The organism is Vibrio limimangrovi, from assembly GCF_054064025.1.
Genome location: NZ_JBSUGF010000015.1, coordinates 96,041 through 114,490, shown reverse-complemented (window position 1 = coordinate 114,490; position 18,450 = coordinate 96,041). Strand labels below are relative to the sequence as shown.

Annotated in this window: 11 protein-coding genes and 1 riboswitch; of the genes, 4 read left to right on the top strand and 7 right to left on the bottom strand. The window is 45.4% G+C overall.

The genetic code is table 11. The features are described 5' to 3' along the window. Positions 1 to 151 precede the first annotated feature (151 nt). Complete coding sequence (locus ACWYU8_RS19085; RefSeq protein ID WP_457521350.1) at positions 152 to 313, bottom strand: transposase; 162 nt, start codon at positions 311 to 313, stop codon at positions 152 to 154. A 239-nt stretch (positions 314 to 552) separates the two neighbouring features. Then, positions 553 to 1,911: a cation:proton antiporter gene (locus ACWYU8_RS19080; protein ID WP_457521348.1), complete on the bottom strand. Its 1,359-nt coding sequence runs from the start codon at positions 1,909 to 1,911 to the stop codon at positions 553 to 555. 192 nt (positions 1,912 to 2,103) lie between these two features. Between ACWYU8_RS19080 and metH the strand changes: the two genes are divergently transcribed. Beyond that, on the top strand, positions 2,104 to 5,784 hold the full coding sequence (gene metH / locus ACWYU8_RS19075; protein ID WP_457521347.1) for a methionine synthase: 3,681 nt from the start codon (positions 2,104 to 2,106) through the stop codon (positions 5,782 to 5,784). 67 nt (positions 5,785 to 5,851) lie between these two features. Here the strand turns inward: metH and lysC are convergent, their stop codons facing one another. Beyond that, positions 5,852 to 7,204 (bottom strand): lysine-sensitive aspartokinase 3, encoded by a 1,353-nt coding sequence (lysC, locus tag ACWYU8_RS19070; protein WP_457521346.1) that lies wholly within the window; start codon positions 7,202 to 7,204, stop codon positions 5,852 to 5,854. A gap of 99 nt (positions 7,205 to 7,303) precedes the next feature. Further along, positions 7,304 to 7,482: riboswitch (Lysine riboswitch) on the bottom strand. A 227-nt stretch (positions 7,483 to 7,709) separates the two neighbouring features. Between lysC and ACWYU8_RS19065 the strand changes: the two genes are divergently transcribed. Next, the gene (locus ACWYU8_RS19065; RefSeq protein ID WP_457521345.1) at positions 7,710 to 8,831 is read left to right on the top strand and encodes a pyridoxal-phosphate-dependent aminotransferase family protein; all 1,122 of its coding nucleotides are present in this window, start codon (positions 7,710 to 7,712) and stop codon (positions 8,829 to 8,831) included. A 55-nt stretch (positions 8,832 to 8,886) separates the two neighbouring features. On the opposite strand, the gene ACWYU8_RS19060 is transcribed toward ACWYU8_RS19065, so the two are convergent. The 4 genes from ACWYU8_RS19060 to ACWYU8_RS19045 all read right to left on the bottom strand — a co-directional run bounded on the left by ACWYU8_RS19060 (position 8,887) and on the right by ACWYU8_RS19045 (position 15,389). Continuing rightward, entirely contained in the window at positions 8,887 to 10,665 is a 1,779-nt protein-coding gene (locus tag ACWYU8_RS19060) for a PglL family O-oligosaccharyltransferase (protein WP_457521343.1), read from the bottom strand. Between the two features lie 67 nt (positions 10,666 to 10,732). Beyond that, a complete protein-coding gene (gene uvrA / locus ACWYU8_RS19055; protein WP_457521341.1) occupies positions 10,733 to 13,555 on the bottom strand; it encodes an excinuclease ABC subunit UvrA in 2,823 nt (940 codons plus the stop codon). A gap of 148 nt (positions 13,556 to 13,703) precedes the next feature. Beyond that, positions 13,704 to 14,576, bottom strand: a complete 873-nt coding sequence (gene galU, locus ACWYU8_RS19050) for a UTP--glucose-1-phosphate uridylyltransferase GalU (RefSeq protein ID WP_457521339.1) — start codon at positions 14,574 to 14,576, stop codon at positions 13,704 to 13,706. A 168-nt stretch (positions 14,577 to 14,744) separates the two neighbouring features. Beyond that, positions 14,745 to 15,389 (bottom strand): LuxR C-terminal-related transcriptional regulator, encoded by a 645-nt coding sequence (locus tag ACWYU8_RS19045; protein ID WP_457521337.1) that lies wholly within the window; start codon positions 15,387 to 15,389, stop codon positions 14,745 to 14,747. Positions 15,390 to 15,665: 276 nt separating this feature from the next. Here ACWYU8_RS19045 and ACWYU8_RS19040 point away from each other — a divergent pair, with 276 nt between their 5' ends. Beyond that, complete coding sequence (locus ACWYU8_RS19040) at positions 15,666 to 16,196, top strand: single-stranded DNA-binding protein (protein ID WP_457521336.1); 531 nt, start codon at positions 15,666 to 15,668, stop codon at positions 16,194 to 16,196. Positions 16,197 to 16,434: 238 nt separating this feature from the next. Continuing rightward, positions 16,435 to 18,444, top strand: coding sequence for an RNase E specificity factor CsrD (csrD, locus tag ACWYU8_RS19035; RefSeq protein WP_457521334.1), 2,010 nt, complete (start codon positions 16,435 to 16,437; stop codon positions 18,442 to 18,444). Positions 18,445 to 18,450 lie beyond the last annotated feature (6 nt).

Genomic DNA, 18,450 nt, shown 5'->3' with positions numbered 1-18,450 from the left:
GGAGAATAAAAGCAGAGTTATCTCACTCTGCTTTAGGGACTGGACAAGATTGACCACTTAATTAATGTAATTGGTATAATACCAATCTGGAAAATTAACTGGTCAGGTCTATCCATCTTCTCGAACACATCTTGGTGACTCTGATGGAACATTAAGCCCTACATACTTTGGAGATAATGTCTTCGTGATCCGCAAAAGACTGATTCGCCAGATAGTGTTGTCTTAACCAACTCCATACTTGTTCTATTGGATTCAACTCTGGGGAATAGGACGGTAGTGTGATAACACTGAGGTTCTGAAAGTCATTGGCAATATCTTCTGTCTGCCATCCATAATTATGACGGCATGGTATCCTTTTTCAGTGGTCGCCGATATTTTCTTTAAGTGCTTGATTATGATGTCTTTATTGACCAGCGGGACAACGATATCCTCACCAATTCCCCTACTCGGGACAAGACTTTCAAGGTTGATTCAATATCCCGCTTAAAAGTTTAGGGAATTTTACGTATAAAAAAAGCAGCCAATTTGGCTGCTTTCTAAAGAACTAAATAATTAAGACTCAAGCTGTTCTTTTTGCTCGTGAGGCTCATTCTGCTCTTTTATTTCGGAGGAAGATAAAGCGTTACGCTCTTCTTCCATCTTTTTTTCTTCTGCTTTAGCTTTTTCAATCATTGGAGTAATTGTTGAGCCTTGAATCAAAATAGAGAATACAACGACCGCGTAAGTCATCACCAGGATGATCTCTTTTACATCAATGAGCTTGTCCTGAACAACCCAAATTCCAGATGGAATGGAAAGTGCCATTGCCAGCGCAAGACCTCCACGAAGGCCACCCCAAGTTAGGATTTTCACTGACCAACGGTTATATTTTCTGTAACGCTTAAAGCCGATGTAGGAGATAAATACACTTAGGTAACGAGATGCAAGTACCAGTGGTACCGCTATTGCCATCATCATCCAGTCTTCTGGGTGGAATTTAAATAGCAGCATCGACATACCAATTAACAGGAATAGTACGCCATTCAGGAACTCATCGACCAACTCCCAAAAGTGGTCCAGGTGATCTTCACTCTCTTTAGAGAAGCCGATAAAGCGTGTCCAGTTGCCAATCATAATTCCAGAAACAACCATCGCTAATGGACCTGATACGTGAATGTACTCTGCAAATGCGTAACCAGCGGTAGGTACGCCAATGGTAAGCAGTAGCTCCATTGAGTGATCATCCGTTGCACTAATTAAGTAGTGGAAGAGCAGGCCAAGTAAGAAACCGTAGAAAATACCGCCAATCGCTTCTTGTATAAATAACATGGTTACGCTTCCTACTGTAGGAGCTTCCGTACCAAACGCGATGGTGAATAAGGTGACAAAAATAACCAGACCGAAGCCATCATTGAACAACGATTCGCCTTCGATTTGTGTCGAGATACGTTTTGGAGCGTTTAACTTTTTAACAATAGCAAGCACTGCTATCGGGTCAGTTGGCGAAATTAATGCGCCAAATAACAAGCAGTAAACTAAGTCAAATTGAATGCCGATCAACGAGCAGATTCCGTAAAGGACAAAGCCGATAAAGAAAGTCGAAAATAGAGTGGCTCCAAGTGCTAATACCGTAATTTCCCACTTTTGATCTTTAAGGTTTGGGAGTTTAATACCCAGGCCACCGGCAAAAAGCAGAAATCCCAGAATACCTTTGAGCAAGAAGTTTTCGAAGTTGATGCTGGTTACTGTCTCTGTGGCTATTTCTGTGAGATGAAACCAGTTATTTTGACCTGCAATTAGAATGAGGAGTGAAAGTACCATTGAGCCAGCGGTAATGGCGATGGTGGTTTGCATCTTCCCGATCTTACTGTTTACAAAGGCTATTAGCATCGCAGCAGCGGAGAGAAAACATAAAGTATGATAGACCGACATTAGAACACTCTGTTTGTAACATTTTATGAATGGAATTTTCGGCTGATGCTGCTCAAATAGCAAACATTTTTTCGCGATTATTTGATAAGTTAAGAGGTCGATAAAATAATCATGATTTCCATATTTAGACGTCTAGACTCCTGAAGTTTGTGTGATAGGATGGACTCATAGTTAAAGGAACGAGGCTGTGCTGTGGGAAGTAATGTAAGACAACAGATTGAAGCTCAATTGAAGCAACGTATTCTTCTGATCGATGGTGGTATGGGAACCATGATCCAGGGATACAAACTTGAAGAGCAAGATTATCGAGGAGAACGCTTTGCAGATTGGCAATGCGATCTAAAGGGTAATAACGACTTGTTGGTGTTGAGTCAGCCTCAATTGATAAAGGAAATACATGGCGCTTATCTTGAAGCTGGTGCGGATATTCTAGAAACCAACACCTTTAATGCAACGACTATTGCGATGGCTGACTATGAGATGGAAAGCCTTAGCGAAGAGATAAATTTTGCCGCTGCCAAGTTGGCACGTGAAGTCGCCGATGAATGGACGGCAAAAACGCCAGATAAGCCACGTTATGTAGCTGGCGTACTTGGACCGACAAACCGTACCTGTTCAATCTCTCCAGATGTAAATGACCCTGGTTACCGCAACGTCAGTTTTGATCAGTTGGTTGAAGCCTACTCAGAGTCGACTCGAGCTCTGATTAAAGGTGGTTCAGACCTTATCCTCATCGAAACTATTTTTGATACCTTAAACGCTAAAGCGTGTGCTTTCGCAGTTGATTCGGTCTTTGAAGAACTGGGTATCGCTCTACCTGTCATGATCTCTGGCACCATCACTGATGCTTCTGGCCGTACTTTGTCAGGACAAACAACCGAAGCGTTCTACAACTCATTGCGTCATGTGAAGCCCATTTCTTTTGGCCTGAACTGTGCTCTCGGTCCAGACGAACTACGACCATATGTTGAGGAATTGTCCCGCATATCAGAATCTTTTGTATCTGCTCACCCTAATGCTGGGTTACCGAATGCATTTGGTGAATATGATTTGTCCCCTGAGGATATGGCTAAGCATGTAAAAGAGTGGGCTGAAAGTGGTTTCTTGAACCTGATCGGTGGCTGTTGTGGTACCACGCCTGATCACATTCGTCATATGGCAAAGGTAGTTGCAGAGGTGAAACCTCGTGAGTTACCTGATTTACCAGTCGCTTGTCGCTTGTCTGGCCTCGAGCCACTGACTATCGATAAAGATTCGTTATTTATTAACGTTGGTGAACGTACAAACGTCACTGGTTCTGCTCGCTTTAAGCGCTTAATCAAAGAAGAGCTATACGATGAAGCGCTCGATGTTGCCCGTCAGCAAGTTGAAAGCGGCGCTCAAATCATCGATATCAACATGGATGAAGGCATGCTTGATGCTCAGGCATGTATGGTTCGCTTCTTGAACCTGTGTGCTTCTGAGCCTGAAATCTCCAAAGTGCCGATCATGGTGGACTCTTCCAAGTGGGAAGTCATTGAAGCTGGCCTGAAGTGTATTCAGGGCAAAGGCATCGTGAACTCGATTTCTCTCAAAGAAGGGAAAGAGAAGTTTGTTGAGCAGGCTAAACTGATTCGCCGTTATGGTGCTGCGGTTATCGTCATGGCATTCGACGAAGTTGGTCAGGCGGATACCCGTGAGCGCAAAATTGAAATTTGTACCAATGCTTACCGTATTTTGGTTGATGAAGTAGGCTTCCCGCCAGAAGACGTTATTTTCGACCCGAATATCTTTGCGATTGCTACCGGTATCGAAGAGCATAACAACTATGCTGTTGACTTTATTGATGCGGTTGGTGACATCAAACGTAACTTACCACACGCGATGATATCGGGCGGTGTTTCTAACGTTTCCTTCTCTTTCCGTGGCAATAACTACGTTCGTGAAGCGATTCATGCTGTATTCCTTTACCACTGTTTTAAAAATGGTATGGATATGGGGATCGTCAACGCTGGGCAGCTGGAAATCTATGACAACGTACCTGAAAAGTTGCGTGAAGCGGTTGAAGATGTCGTACTGAACCGTCGTGATGATGGCACAGAAAGGCTGTTGGATATCGCAGCGGAGTATGCAGATAAAGGCGTTGGTAAAGAAGAAGATGCCGCAGCACTTGAATGGCGTACATGGCCGGTTGCAAAGCGTTTAGAACACGCGTTAGTCAAAGGGATTACCGAGTTTATCGTTGAAGATACAGAAGAAGCTCGCGTTAATGCCTCTAAACCACTAGAAGTGATTGAAGGTCCGTTAATGGACGGTATGAACGTGGTCGGCGACTTGTTTGGGGAAGGGAAAATGTTCCTGCCTCAAGTGGTTAAGTCAGCGCGCGTTATGAAACAAGCTGTGGCCCATTTAGAACCATTTATCGATGCTGAAAAACAGGTCGGTCAGACAAACGGTAAGATCTTACTCGCAACGGTGAAAGGCGATGTACACGATATCGGGAAAAATATCGTCGGTGTCGTTCTGCAATGTAACAACTACGAGATCATCGATCTTGGTGTTATGGTGCCGTGTGAAAAGATCCTAAAAGTCGCCAAAGAAGAGAACGTCGACATTATTGGTCTGTCGGGTTTGATTACCCCATCTTTGGATGAAATGGTTCATGTGGCTAAAGAGATGGAGCGTCTTGATTTTAATCTTCCGCTTCTGATCGGTGGCGCTACCACTTCGAAAGCGCATACTGCAGTTAAGATCGAACAGAATTATAAACATCCGGTTGTTTACGTGAACAACGCGTCACGAGCGGTAGGTGTTTGTACCTCCCTGTTGTCTGATGAACGCCGTCCTGCTTTCGTCGAAAAGTTGGATGAGGATTATGAGCGAGTACGTGATCAGCACAATCGTAAAAAGCCTAGAACCAAGCCGGTCACTCTTGAGGAAGCTCGTGCCAATAAAGTAGCTATCGATTGGGATACGTATACTCCTCCTGCTCCAAAGCAGCCGGGGATTCATATCTTTGATGATTTTGATGTCGCGACTTTACGTGAGTACATCGACTGGACGCCATTCTTTATGACCTGGTCACTGGTTGGTAAATATCCAACGATTTTCAAGCATGAAGAAGTTGGTGAAGAGGCTCAACGTTTGTTCCATGATGCGAATGAGCTACTTGATCGTGTCGAGAGTGAAGGTTTGATGCAAGCGCGAGGCATGTGTGGTCTGTTCCCTGCTGCGAGTGTGGGTGATGACATCGAAGTGTACACAGATGAATCGCGCACTGAAGTTGCTAAAGTTCTGCGTAACCTTCGTCAACAGACAGAAAAACCGAAAGGCTTTAACTACTGCCTGTCCGATTACATTGCACCAAAGGAATCCGGTAAGCTTGACTGGGTTGGCGCGTTTGCAGTAACAGGTGGTATTGGTGAGCGTGAACTGGCAGATGAGTACAAGGCTAAAGGTGATGATTACAACGCGATTATGATCCAAGCTGTGGCTGATCGTCTGGCGGAAGCGTTTGCAGAATATCTGCACCAGCATGTACGTAAAGAGATCTGGGGTTATGCTGAGGATGAGAACTTATCCAACGATGACCTTATCCGTGAAAAGTACCAAGGTATTAGACCTGCACCAGGCTACCCGGCATGTCCTGAGCATACGGAAAAAGGGCCGTTATGGGAGCTTCTCAATGTCGAAGAGAACATTGGCATGTCATTAACTTCTAGTTACGCGATGTATCCAGGAGCTTCTGTATCGGGTTGGTATTTCTCTCATCCGGATTCTCGTTACTTTGCGATCGCACAGATTCAGGAAGATCAGCTCGAAAGCTATGCTCAGCGTAAAGGCTGGGATAGGCTAGAAGCAGAAAAATGGTTAGGCCCGAACATTAACGGCTAAACCATCGAAAACAAAGGGCTGCCATTTTGGCAGCCCTTTGTTTTTCTGTATGTCGATAAAATCGATATTATCGCTCAAACAATTCTTCGTGCAGCTTTTGAATCGCTTGTTGTGATTCTGATTTATGCAGAAGGAAACACAAGTTATGTGGGCTAGCTCCGTAGCAAATCATTCGCAGGTTAAAGTCTTCCAGCGTGCCGAAGACTTGCTTCGCATAGCCTTTCGTACCACTCATGTTGTTACCGATAAGAGCGACTAAACATAGGTCGTGCTCGACTTCTACTTTACACAGCTCCTCCAGCTCTTCTCGAGCCGCTTGAGGTAATTTTGGTGCGCCACCAGCGGTATCGGTTTGATCTAGAGTTAACGAGACACTGATCTCTGACGTAGTAATCAGGTCGACCGAAATTTTGTGTTTAGCCAGAATTTCGAACACTTTAGCCAGAAAGCCGTAGGCGTGGAACATGTTTGCACTACGCAGAGTGACCATCGTTTGGTTGCAACGCAAAGCGAGAGCGCGGTAAAGCGGAGAGCTTTCCACTTTATGGCGTATCCAGGTGCCACCTGCTTCTGGATCTTTTGAGGATCCCACAAAGACCGGGATATCATGACGCAGTGCCGGAACCAATGTCGAAGGATGGAGGATCTTAGCACCAAAGTTCGCCATTTCTGACGCTTCGCTAAAGCTGATTTCAGGGATTGGAGACGCTTTCGGCGCAATACGCGGATCAGTCGTGTAGATGCCAGGGACATCCGTCCAAATCTCTAAGCCAGAAGCTTTAACACCTTCAGCAATAAGCGCAGCACTGTAGTCACTACCACCACGACCCAATGTGGTTGTATTACCTTCCTCATCCGAACCGATAAAGCCCTGAGTCACAACCACAGACTGTTTACATACCGGAACGAGTTTCTCTTGAGCTAGCTGATAGATAGCTTCGACATCAGGTTCTGCTCGGCCGAAGTTGTTATCGGTTCTCAGCACTTCACGAATATCGAAACGCACCGCATTAATGCCTCGTTCTCTCATAAGCTGAGCCAGAATATGGGTAGACATTAGTTCACCACATGCTACCAAGTGGTCAGTCAGCTTAGTGCTTGCTTGAATTGATGCCGCTTCAGCAAGGCTGGTTACGGTATCCAGAATCGCGTATACCTCAGCGGTAGCTTCGGCAGCATCTCTTAACTGATCTAAGATGGCATCATGAATTTCTGCTAACTTTCGTAGCAACTCGGCACGCTGCTCCTGATCCTGAACACCATTGGCAAGTTCTACCAATAGATTTGTTACACCAGAACAAGCGCTGCTAACGACAAGACGAGTATTTGGGTTGTTTTCAATAATGGCGGCACAACGGCTCATTGCCTCGAAATTGGCAACACTGGTTCCACCGAATTTTGCTACGTTAAGTGCGCTCACTGCGTTCTCCCACGACTTCCTAAAAAAAATATATCCGATATTTAGTGAGGAAAGGAACAGAGCAAAAAGAGAGGTATTTGAAATGTACTTGAAATATGTACCCTCAGAAGCTCTTCATCAGACAGTGCTGATGACAGTTGATGGGACTCAACCCAGGTCAACCGACAAGCCAAAACCTGCAATTTTGACTTACCTCGGCACTACTCCCCCTCAATAATTTGTTTTGGAATTGCGGTTCCACAAATCATCTACCTGGGTAGTGCTCCTCTTCCACATAAAGCACGAACATTGAACGGGTTTGAGGCCTCAATGTCAATCAATATTTAAGCTAATCTTATATTTTTTATTAACGAATTTGTGATAGTGGTTCGAACTCAATACTTACCGCTAATTGCCGGGGAGTACAAAATCCATTAGTGTGAGTTCTCCAATTCCCGAGACTTAATCCAAATTCTAAAAATAATCATCCTCGCTCGGGTGAAATAACGTTAAACAAGGAGCTGTCATGCCGATCCAAAGTTTTATCCCACCTCACCGTATCCTCATGGGACCTGGTCCTTCAGATATTTACCCTCAAGTACTGCAAGCCTTGAGCCGCCCAACCGTTGGTCACCTGGACCCTCTGTTTATCGCCATGATGGATGAGCTGAAACAGTTGTTGAAATACGCATTCCAGACAGAAAATGACTTTACTATCGCGGTTTCTGCCCCAGGCAGTGCTGGGATGGAAGCGTGTTTTGTAAACCTGATTGAAAAAGGGGACAAAGTCATCGTATGCCGAAATGGTGTTTTTGGTGAGCGTATGCGTGAAAACGTCGTCCGTGCTGGTGGTGAAGCCGTGGTTGTTGACGATGAGTGGGGAACGCCAGTTTCTGTCGATAAAGTTGAGCAAGCCCTGCAACAGCATCCAGATACCAAAATTTTAGCTTTCGTTCACGCAGAAACGTCAACCGGTGCCGTCAGCGACGCTCAAGCTCTGGGTAAATTAGCGAAACAGTACAACGCGTTATCCATTGTAGATGCGGTTACATCATTAGGCGGCGTGCCGCTAAAAGTCGATGAGTGGCAATTGGATGCAGTGTACTCTGGCAGTCAGAAATGTTTGTCTTGTGTACCTGGCTTGTCTCCAGTCACGTTTTCACAGGCGGCGATTGATCGAATTCAATCCAGAACCACGCCAGTGCAAAGCTGGTTCCTAGACCAGAGCTTAGTTTTAGGTTACTGGAGTGGAGAAGGAAAGCGCAGTTATCACCATACCGCACCAGTAAATAGCCTGTATTCTCTGCATGAAGCATTATTGATTCTGAAAAATGAAGGCCTGGAAAATGCGTGGGCTCGTCACCAACTTATGCATGAAAAACTAAAAGAGGGCCTACAAAAACTTGGTTTTGAGTTTGTCGTTGAAGAAGCGTACCGCCTACCTCAATTAAATGCGGTTTATGTACCAGAAGGTATTGATGAAGCGAAAGTTCGCGCGCATCTATTAGAAACGTATAACCTGGAAATTGGTGCTGGGCTTGGCGCATTGGCTGGAAAGGCGTGGCGTATTGGCTTGATGGGTTACGGTGCTCGTCCTGAAAATGTTGCTCTTTGTCTGAAAGCACTGGAAGAATCGCTGACCGAATAGTGTAGTCAGAAACTACAGTGAAAAAGCGAAGGATATCCTTCGCTTTTTTGTTTGATTATTCTGCTTCTGGCAGTGCAGATGACGCGGGTTGTGCTCTTGATGGCGGCTGATAATTCACTTGAGTAAAATCTATCCGAGGGAATAAGAACTGCGCTTCGGCACGGATTTGCTCTGCTTTACTGCTGTCATCTAACCCCTGATAGGCAAGGATCAAATTATTATAGAAAGCCGGACGCGGCTTATCTTTAATAATTTTCAGCGACCAGTCGATGTAAGGTTGAATTAAGCTTGGATCCTGTTTATGTAAGCCTATATTCAGGAAGTTGCTATATACATCCCAGTCAAACCTGTCTTGCCACGCCACTGGGTTACTGACTTGATTCAGTATGTCCGGGTTACTTGGGCGTGTTGTTTCAAATTTCGTCAGTATGTAGTTGGTATGTAAGGCACTCAGCATATAAAACGTAAATACAGCAGGCAGAGCTAAGCTAGTAACACGTAGTAAGCTTTTCGTGATCTTCGTAAAACCGACTTGGCGGTAACGCGCGACTCTTTGATCTACCCAATAAAGTAGAATGATAAAAATTATCCAGTGCACTAAAGAGTGGTAAAACGGATATTCAAGCTGAGAATGCAAGACGATAGGGATAAACAAGGCCAGCAAAGCTAAACGTGTCCCACGCTTTGCCTGATAGAGTCTGCGCAGCACTAATATCATGGCTAAAATGATACCTAAGACAGGCAACAGTCCACCTTCGACGCCCCAATACAACAACTCATTGTGAGGGTGATCCATTGCTGGTAATCCAGCTGGATACTTTTCGTTTAATGCATGCTGACGAGCGGTATAGAGGATGTATTCAGACTCAAACTTTCCGTATCCATATCCCGTGAATGGCTTTTCAATCACCATATCTAAGGCTTGAGGAAAAGTGTAAGCGCGAGGAGACTCCATATTCACTTTCTCGGCTGCTAAGCCATTACCATCAGGAAAAGCGATGAACATGACAACGACAGAAAGCACCAGTCCTGTTGCCAGAGAAATCACCCAGTGAATAAAGCGTTTTCTGGTGTTGTAGCGGTACATATATGGGATCACCAACAGTACTGCAAACAGAGAGGCTAGCCAGCCTGTGCGAGAAGCAAGCGCGACGATTAAAGGCAAGGTCAATACAGGCACGGCATAGAGTAAATATATGTCACTCAGTTTTCGATGGTATTTATAGGGCTGACGCGCCAGCAAGTAGCTGGCAATCACAAGCCCAGTCGCGAGAAAACTGGCCATTACATTGGGTTGTTGGAATATGCCATAAGGGCTGTTGGCAATTGTGTTGTAACCGAAAGGGTTATCAGGCTTCAGATAGAGGTATTGTATCAGACCGAAAATAGATTCTATAACCACTGCCAAGACAATAAACCACAAGATTCTTTGACGGTGCTTATTACTAAAATGGAATTGTTGCAGGACAACGAAAAACAGCAAGCCACACCAGAGCCCAATCAGTTTATTAGCGGCCAGGCTAGTATTCGCATTGGGATAAAATACCGGTACGGTCATGATGCCGACGCAGATAAACAGCCCGATGGTTAGTTTGGAGTACCTCAAGGCTTGATTACGCGCGATCTGATAGCAACCAATCCCGAGCGCAAAGCTGAAGGCTATCCACGTTGTCGCATTGAATGACAGAGCTAATCCTGAACCACCTGGATTGGGCATAAAAAAGTGCATCGCCAGTACAAATAGTACAGCCAACGCGATAAGAAACTTGCGATTGAGAGGAACCTGAACTTTTTCCGGTGAAAGCTTAGTTCCACTTACATGTATAGTAGCCATAGACATTGCTTTGTTTTGAATGAAAAAAGACCAGCAATGGCTGGTCTTGGTACTTTACCTGTTTTTTTTACTTCAACATAGAACTAAGGAAGCGTGCTGTGTGTGATCCTTCGATCTGGGACACATCTTCAGGTGTGCCCTGAGCGATTATCTCACCTCCACCTTGTCCGCCTTCCGGACCTAAATCGATAACCCAGTCTGCCGTTTTTATGACATCCAGATTGTGTTCGATGACGACAACAGTATTGCCGTGATCACGCAGACGATGTAAGACCGTCAGTAATTGTTGAATATCATGGAAGTGCAGACCCGTGGTTGGTTCATCCAAAATATAGAGCGTTTTACCTGTATCGCGCTTTGACAGTTCTCTTGCTAATTTCACCCGCTGCGCTTCGCCTCCAGACAAGGTTGTCGCGGCCTGCCCAAGGCGAATGTAAGACAAACCCACATCCATTAATGTTTGCAATTTACGCGCAATGGCTGGTACGGGCTCAAAGAACTCGCGCGAGTCTTCCACCGTCATTTCCAGTACTTCATCAATGGTCTTGCCTTTGTAACGCACTTCCAATGTTTCACGGTTATAACGCTTGCCTTTACACACATCACACGGAACATAAACATCGGGTAAGAAATGCATTTCAACTTTAATGACACCATCACCCTGACACGCTTCGCAGCGACCACCACGCACGTTGAAACTGAAACGTCCCGGTTTGTAACCGCGTGAACGCGACTCCTGTGTGCCAGAAAACAATTCACGGATCGGAGTAAAGATACCAGTGTATGTGGCAGGATTAGAGCGAGGTGTTCTGCCGATTGGACTTTGATCGATGTCGATGACTTTATCAAAGTGCTCTAAGCCTTTGATCGACTTATAAGGCGATGGATGCGCTGTTGTGGCGCCATTCAGCTGGGTATGAGCAATTTTGAAGAAAGTATCATTAATCAGGGTCGACTTACCCGAGCCAGAAACGCCGGTAATGCAACTAAACAGGCCAACAGGAACGGACAAGTTGACGTTTTTCAGGTTGTTACCCGTTGCGCCGATAAGCTCGACGGTTTTCTTTGGATCGCGCGGAGTACGCTCTTTTGGCACCGCTATCTCTTTGGCGCCACTTAAGTACTGACCCGTCAGAGAATTTGGGTTCGCAATGATCTCTGCCATTGTGCCTTCCGCTACGACGTTACCGCCGTGCACACCAGCGCCTGGGCCAATATCAATTACATGGTCTGCACAACGAATCGCATCTTCATCATGTTCGACGACCAACACGGTATTACCCAGATCACGCAGGTGAGTCAGGGTTTTCAGCAGGCGCTCATTATCACGCTGGTGGAGTCCAATAGAAGGCTCATCCAGCACATACATCACTCCGACCAGACCCGCGCCAATTTGGCTTGCCAAGCGGATACGTTGTGCCTCACCACCAGACAAGGTTTCTGCACTGCGGGATAAGTTAAGGTAGTTCAATCCCACGTTTACAAGGAACTGCAGACGGTCGTTGATTTCTTTCATCACCTTTTCTGCAATTTGTGCCCGCTGACCTTCCAGTTTTAGCGTATCAAAGAAGGCGAGGGCATCGGCGATGCTGAGCTCTACAATTTCAGGTAAGGTGGTGTCAGCGATAAACACGTTACGCGCTTCGAGACGCAGACGTGTACCACTGCAACTTGAGCAGGATTTGGTCGAAATATATTTGGCGAGTTCTTCGCGAACAGAGTTTGATTCGGTATCCCGATAGCGACGCTCAAGCGTGTTCAGTATCCCTTCAAATGGGTGACGTTTAACGCGAATATCACCGCGATCATTGATGTATTTAAACTCAATTTCTGTGCGGCCGGATCCTTTTAATATGACTTCTTGTGTTTTTTTCGGCAGAGAATTAAACGGTACATGAAGATCAAAGCCATAATGCTCAGCCAAAGAAGTGAGCATTTGGAAGTAATAATAGTTCTTTTGATCCCAGCCACGAATCGCCCCTTGAGCCAGACTGAGTGAATCGTCCTGAATGACCCGGCTTGGATCAAAATATTGTTGTACACCGAGTCCATCACAGGTGCCACACGCGCCTGCCGGATTATTGAATGAGAACAGTCTAGGTTCCAACTCTTGCATACTGTAGCCACACTTAGGGCACGCAAAATTGGCTGAAAAGATAATTTCTTCGCCGTCACTGTCCATTGGCGCTATGACGGCAATGCCACCTGAAAGCTCCAGAGTCGTCTCGAAAGATTCCGCTAAGCGTTGCTGTAGATCCGGGCGAACTTTAAAACGATCAACGACGACTTCAATGGTGTGTTTTTTGTGTAATTCTAGTGTTGGTGGATCAGAAAGATCGCAGGTTTCGCCGTCAATACGAGCACGGATAAAGCCTTGAGCAGCAAGATTTTCTAAGGTCTTTACGTGTTCGCCTTTACGCTCCTTAACGATGGGTGCCAGTAGCATCATCTTACTGCCTTCTGGCAACTCCAGAACTTTGTCCACCATCTGGCTTATCGTTTGAGCAGCAAGAGGAGTATGGTGGGTAGGGCAGCGAGGTTCCCCGACGCGGGCGTAAAGCAGACGCAGGTAGTCGTAGACTTCAGTAATTGTCCCTACCGTTGAACGTGGGTTATGAGAAGTCGACTTTTGTTCGATAGAGATCGCTGGAGATAAACCCTCGATATGATCGACATCGGGCTTTTCCATAAGAGACAAAAACTGACGCGCGTAAGCGGAGAGAGACTCAACATAGCGTCGTTGGCCTTCTGCATACAAAGTGTCGAAAGCGAGAGAAGACTTACCAGAACCACTTAATCCAGTAATGACCGTCAGTTTATCGCGAGGGATGGTAAGGTTAATGTTTTTAAGGTTATGGGTTCGGGCACCGCGAACTTCTATTTTATCCATCGTTTTTGCTCTATGTATAACCAAGTTCGGCAAGTATTACATAGTGTGAGAAATGTGCAAACAAATACTGGACAAAAAAACAGTAAACAAAAGCCCGACTTGCGACCGGGCCATATATAGTTATGACTAATCAATGAGTTTGAAAAGTTTAGACTTCTCTTTTTGTTGCGTGCTTACCTAGTTCAGACTTTTTCTCATCTTTGAGGTATAGGTTTTCGAAACAGTAATTCGTGGCTTCGATGTAACCTTCTACGCTACCGCAGTCAAAACGTTTGCCTTTAAATTTGTATGCGAGCACGCAACCCGCTTTGGCTTGCTTCAACAGGGCATCGGTAATTTGGATCTCGCCACCTTTACCAGGCTCTGTGTTTTCGATTAATTCAAAAATATCTGGAGTAAGAATGTAGCGGCCAATGATAGCTAGATTGCTTGGAGCAGTACCTGGCTCAGGCTTTTCCACCATGTCATCAACACGGTAGATATTATCTTTGATCATTTCGCCAGAAATAACACCGTATTTGTGGGTTTCTTCTACTGGGACTTCTTGCACTGCCACGATTGAACAGCGGAACTGCTTGAACAGAGCGACCATTTGCGCCAAAACGCCGTCGCCTTCACTTACACACAAGTCGTCAGCCAAAACCACGGCAAATGGTTCGTCACCAATCAGTTCACGGCCAGTCAGAATCGCGTGTCCAAGTCCTTTCATTTCTCGTTGACGAATGTAGGTAAAGTTCGCTGATTCAATGATTTCACGAATGTCTACTAGCAGCTCTTCTTTGTTGGTGCCGCTGATTTGGTGTTCCAGTTCGTAGTTTTTGTCAAAGTGATCCATGATTGAGTGTTTGCCACGACCTGTCACAATACACATGCCGTTCATTCCGGCCTGGATTGCTTCTTCAACACCGTACTCAATCAAAGGCTTATTCACTACTGGCATCATCTCTTTTGGCATAGACTTGGTCGCAGGTAGGAAGCGCGTACCATAGCCCGCAGCAGGGAACAGACATTTTTTTATCATTGGGGAAATTTCCTTTCTCGTCAGTATCATCAAGAGTTTGCGCATCACTTTAACACGAGAGATGTGTATGAATCATGATTAAAGTAGGAAAAAGTGTGAGCTGAAGAGTTGAAAAAGACTGAGCCACCAGGATTTAGGGGCATTTGCGGCACATGACGTTGTGATGAATTAAGACATCAAGTTCTGATCGGCCCACGCAATGGCTTGTACCCGGTTCTTCACGGAAAGCTTTTTGAATATTTGGTAGAGATGCGACTTAATCGTAAATTCGCTAACAAACAACTCCTCTGCCATTTGACTGTTCGATGCCCCATTCTGAAGACAGCGTAACACTTGCAGCTCCCGAATAGTAAGATCAACCGTGGCTGGAGCGGTATGGGTGTTGATCACATTCCGGTAATAGTGCAAAAGCTGACTAGATACATTTCGTGGCAGCCAGCTTTGCCCATTAATAATATTTTTTAGCCCTTCGCCAACTTGTCTCAGTGAATCTTCGGCATAAAACACGCCTTTGAGTTGGCCAAAAGAGAGTAGCTCATCGGTGGTAAGGCGCTTTGGAACATTAAAAATAACAGTTTCAAAATTTTTCCATATCAAAGGTAAATTCTTAATAGATTGAACAAGTGATTTATGTTCCATGAAATCAATGATTAGGATCTTATTGCGATGTTCAGGCTTGGACTCCATTAAAGCATCCGTCGAGATCACGGGAATATTCATATCGATGTACTTTTCCAGTGCGATTACCTTCTTCGCTGCGTTCTCTTCCATGCTAATCAGGAATAGCTTTCGGGTGTAGGCTGATTTTTTCACTAGCTCCAATCTCTCTAACTTCACTGAAGGCGGTAAATTGGCATTAAAGGCGCGTTAGAGCTATATGTTTGGTGAAGAAATGCGTTCAGATTCAAAGGAAGCCCGATTTTGTCTGCAATACGAATCAAAAATGCTACACCGAGAAGTTGAATAGATATTTTGGTTCTAGACAAGGGCTAGATAGAACACAATAGTATTAGACTTTAATCAGATCATTAAAGCGTGCTATTCTAGTGCGCTAAAATTTTATATATCCAGAGTGAAACGGAGCAGATCATGGCCAGCCGTGGAATTAACAAAGTTATTTTGGTGGGGAATCTAGGTAACGACCCTGAAATTCGTTATATGCCGAACGGCGGTGCAGTAGCAAACATCACTATTGCGACCTCTGATTCATGGCGTGATAAAGCGACTGGCGAACAGCGCGAAAAAACTGAGTGGCACCGAGTTGTGCTGTTTGGCAAACTTGCTGAAGTCGCTGGTGAGTACCTGCGCAAAGGTTCTCAGGTTTACATTGAAGGGCAGCTTCAAACCCGTAAATGGCAAAATCAGCAGGGTCAGGATCAGTACACTACCGAGGTTGTCGTTCAGGGCTTTAATGGCGTAATGCAAATGCTAGGTGGCCGAGCTCAAGGTGGCGCTGGCGCTCCTGCAATGGGTGGCCAACAGCAGCCACAGCAAGGCGGTTGGGGTCAACCTCAGCAACCTGCTCAGCCGCAACAATACAGTGCACCTAAGCAACAGCAGGCTCCTCAGCAGCAGTATAATGAGCCACCAATGGATTTTGACGACGACATTCCGTTTTGACGGTTACCTGATGGACACCAAAAGGCCGCGAACATCGCGGCTTTTTTCGTTCTTAAATTTGATTTGAAAAAGCTCGAGTTTTTTTATTTGTGGCCGATAACTAACACTTTAGTAGCGCAAGTAATGATGACATACTCGTGCTTCTCACAATCTGACTAATCAGATTGTTTCTTAAACACGGTTCAAGTATAAAGATTTCAATAAGGTATATAGTGAATAGAAAAGGAATTCAGCATTCATGAGGTATACCCCAACTCTGAAGTTAAGCACTCGGCTGGTGGCCTTTGTCACCATGATCGTCATATGCGCAATGTTTATCTTATTTGTCGGCGCAACCCTTTCCTTTAAAAAACTTGGGCAGGAATACCTTACCCATTATTTAGAAGGGATCGTTGAGGTGGTCGACAAGGAGATGGAAGATCCTGATGCGGCATACTCAATGCAACGCTGGATGCCAAAGATGCTGCAGGCCAGCAACATTGTTGAAATGACATTAACGACCAATAATGCGGTCGTATATCGTTTTAAAGATACGTCCCATCAAATGGATGAATCCGTCTTGTTTGAGAAAGAGTTCCCACTTACTCACAATCAAGATTACGTTATCTATTTCAAAGCTATTCCCCCTTATCTGGGTTATGGCTACTCCATGCAAGCACTCTGGTCTATTACGCTGGCCGTTATTCTTATCATTTTCTGTTTAGTGCGTGGTGTGGCTTGGCTGAAGGAGCAGTTGGCCGGTTCAGAAATGCTCGAAGAGCGTGGCCGAATGATATTGGCCGGTCGCGTTGAACAGTACGCCAAGGGAGATGAATCCGAATGGCCATATACTGCCAGTGAAGCGCTCGATGTACTCATCGAAGAGTTGCAGGACGCGCGTCAGGAGCGCAGCCGATTCGATACCTTCATCCGTACTCAAACATTCCTAGACAAATTAACCGGTACGGCAAACCGCGTGCTATTTGATAGCAAATTAGAGTCCGCGTTGTTAGAAAGTGGCGCACGAGGTGCGGTGTTACTTGTGCGTATTCACGACTGGAAGTTGGCTAAAGAGGACCTGGACAAGCAAGTTGCTGATGAGTTTATTGTCGAAGTTGGCAGCCTGTTATCTAACCTGGTTCAGCGCTATCCGGACGTGGTCTTTTCTCGTTATTACGATTCTGATTTTGCGCTGTTTTTACCTCATCAAGATGCTAAAGGTGTGGCTAACCTTGCCTCGCAGTGTATTCGCCAAATGGAGAAACTCTCGCCTCCAGAACCTTTGGACCCAGACAACTGGTGCCATATCGGGATCACGATGTTTAAAGAAGGTGAGAGACATAGCCAGATTATTGATGAAGCAGAAACAGCACTGCGTAGTGCTCAGTTGCAAAACAACAATAACTGGAGCCGGTTTAAGAAATGGAACCACGATGAAGAGGTACGGGGCAGCGTCAGGTGGCGTACCCTATTTGATTCGGTATTAACCTCGGAAAACGTGCTGCTATACGCACAACCAGTGCGTGCCATTAGTGATGCATCGAATAAGCCACCATTATACGAAGCTGTGACATGCCGGATTCGCGATCCAGAAAACGGGATAGTTAAAGCGTCACGGTTTATTTCTTCTGTCAGACAGGTTGGTTATGAAGCCCAAATGGATAGGGCGGTTCTCAATAAGTTCTTAAAGCATTACAAGGAGCATTCTGATAACACCACTTGTTACGCGTTAAACTTGCACGTGCCCCCGTTTTCTAGTCGGGAGTATTTCAAGTGGATACGCTATGAATTGTTACAGTTGACCCGGGATCAAAGGAAGTGTCTCATTTTTGAGTTTGTGGAAGCACAATTTGTAAGACATTTAGACTTTATGCGCCCAGTCGCTAAAATGCTCACCGGTTTAGGGTGCCAACTTATGATAGGGCAAGCGGGACGCACCATCGTCAGCAGCCATTATTTAAAAGAGGTGGATATACGCTACCTTAAGCTTCATCGCAGTTTAGTTACAAAAATTGACCAACGTCATGAAAATCAACTGTTTGTTCGCAGTATGCTGGGCGCAGCAGCAAGCAGCAAAACCCAAATCATAGCCGTGGGTATTGAAAACAGGCATGAGTTAAACACACTACTTGAGTTAGGTGTTTACGGTGGCCAAGGGCGCTATTTCTCAGCCGAGCGACAGTTCCTTCCCCGCCCGCAGATGACGCAGGCTACTCAGTCAGAACCGCAAATTAAGCCGGGGAGACGAAATCGCTGGCGGAAAAAATAAAATAAA

Bases quoted from the DNA above. Each gene is read 5' to 3' on its own strand.
- ACWYU8_RS19080 (WP_457521348.1), bottom strand. From the start codon at position 1,911: ATGTCGGTCTATCATACTTTATGTTTTCTCTCCGCTGCTGCGATGCTA.
- ACWYU8_RS19065 (WP_457521345.1), top strand. From the start codon at position 7,710: ATGCCGATCCAAAGTTTTATCCCACCTCACCGTATCCTCATGGGACCT.
- ACWYU8_RS19060 (WP_457521343.1), bottom strand. From the start codon at position 10,665: ATGGCTACTATACATGTAAGTGGAACTAAGCTTTCACCGGAAAAAGTT.
- uvrA (WP_457521341.1), bottom strand. From the start codon at position 13,555: ATGGATAAAATAGAAGTTCGCGGTGCCCGAACCCATAACCTTAAAAAC.
- galU (WP_457521339.1), bottom strand. From the start codon at position 14,576: ATGATAAAAAAATGTCTGTTCCCTGCTGCGGGCTATGGTACGCGCTTC.
- ACWYU8_RS19040 (WP_457521336.1), top strand. From the start codon at position 15,666: ATGGCCAGCCGTGGAATTAACAAAGTTATTTTGGTGGGGAATCTAGGT.
- csrD (WP_457521334.1), top strand. From the start codon at position 16,435: ATGAGGTATACCCCAACTCTGAAGTTAAGCACTCGGCTGGTGGCCTTT.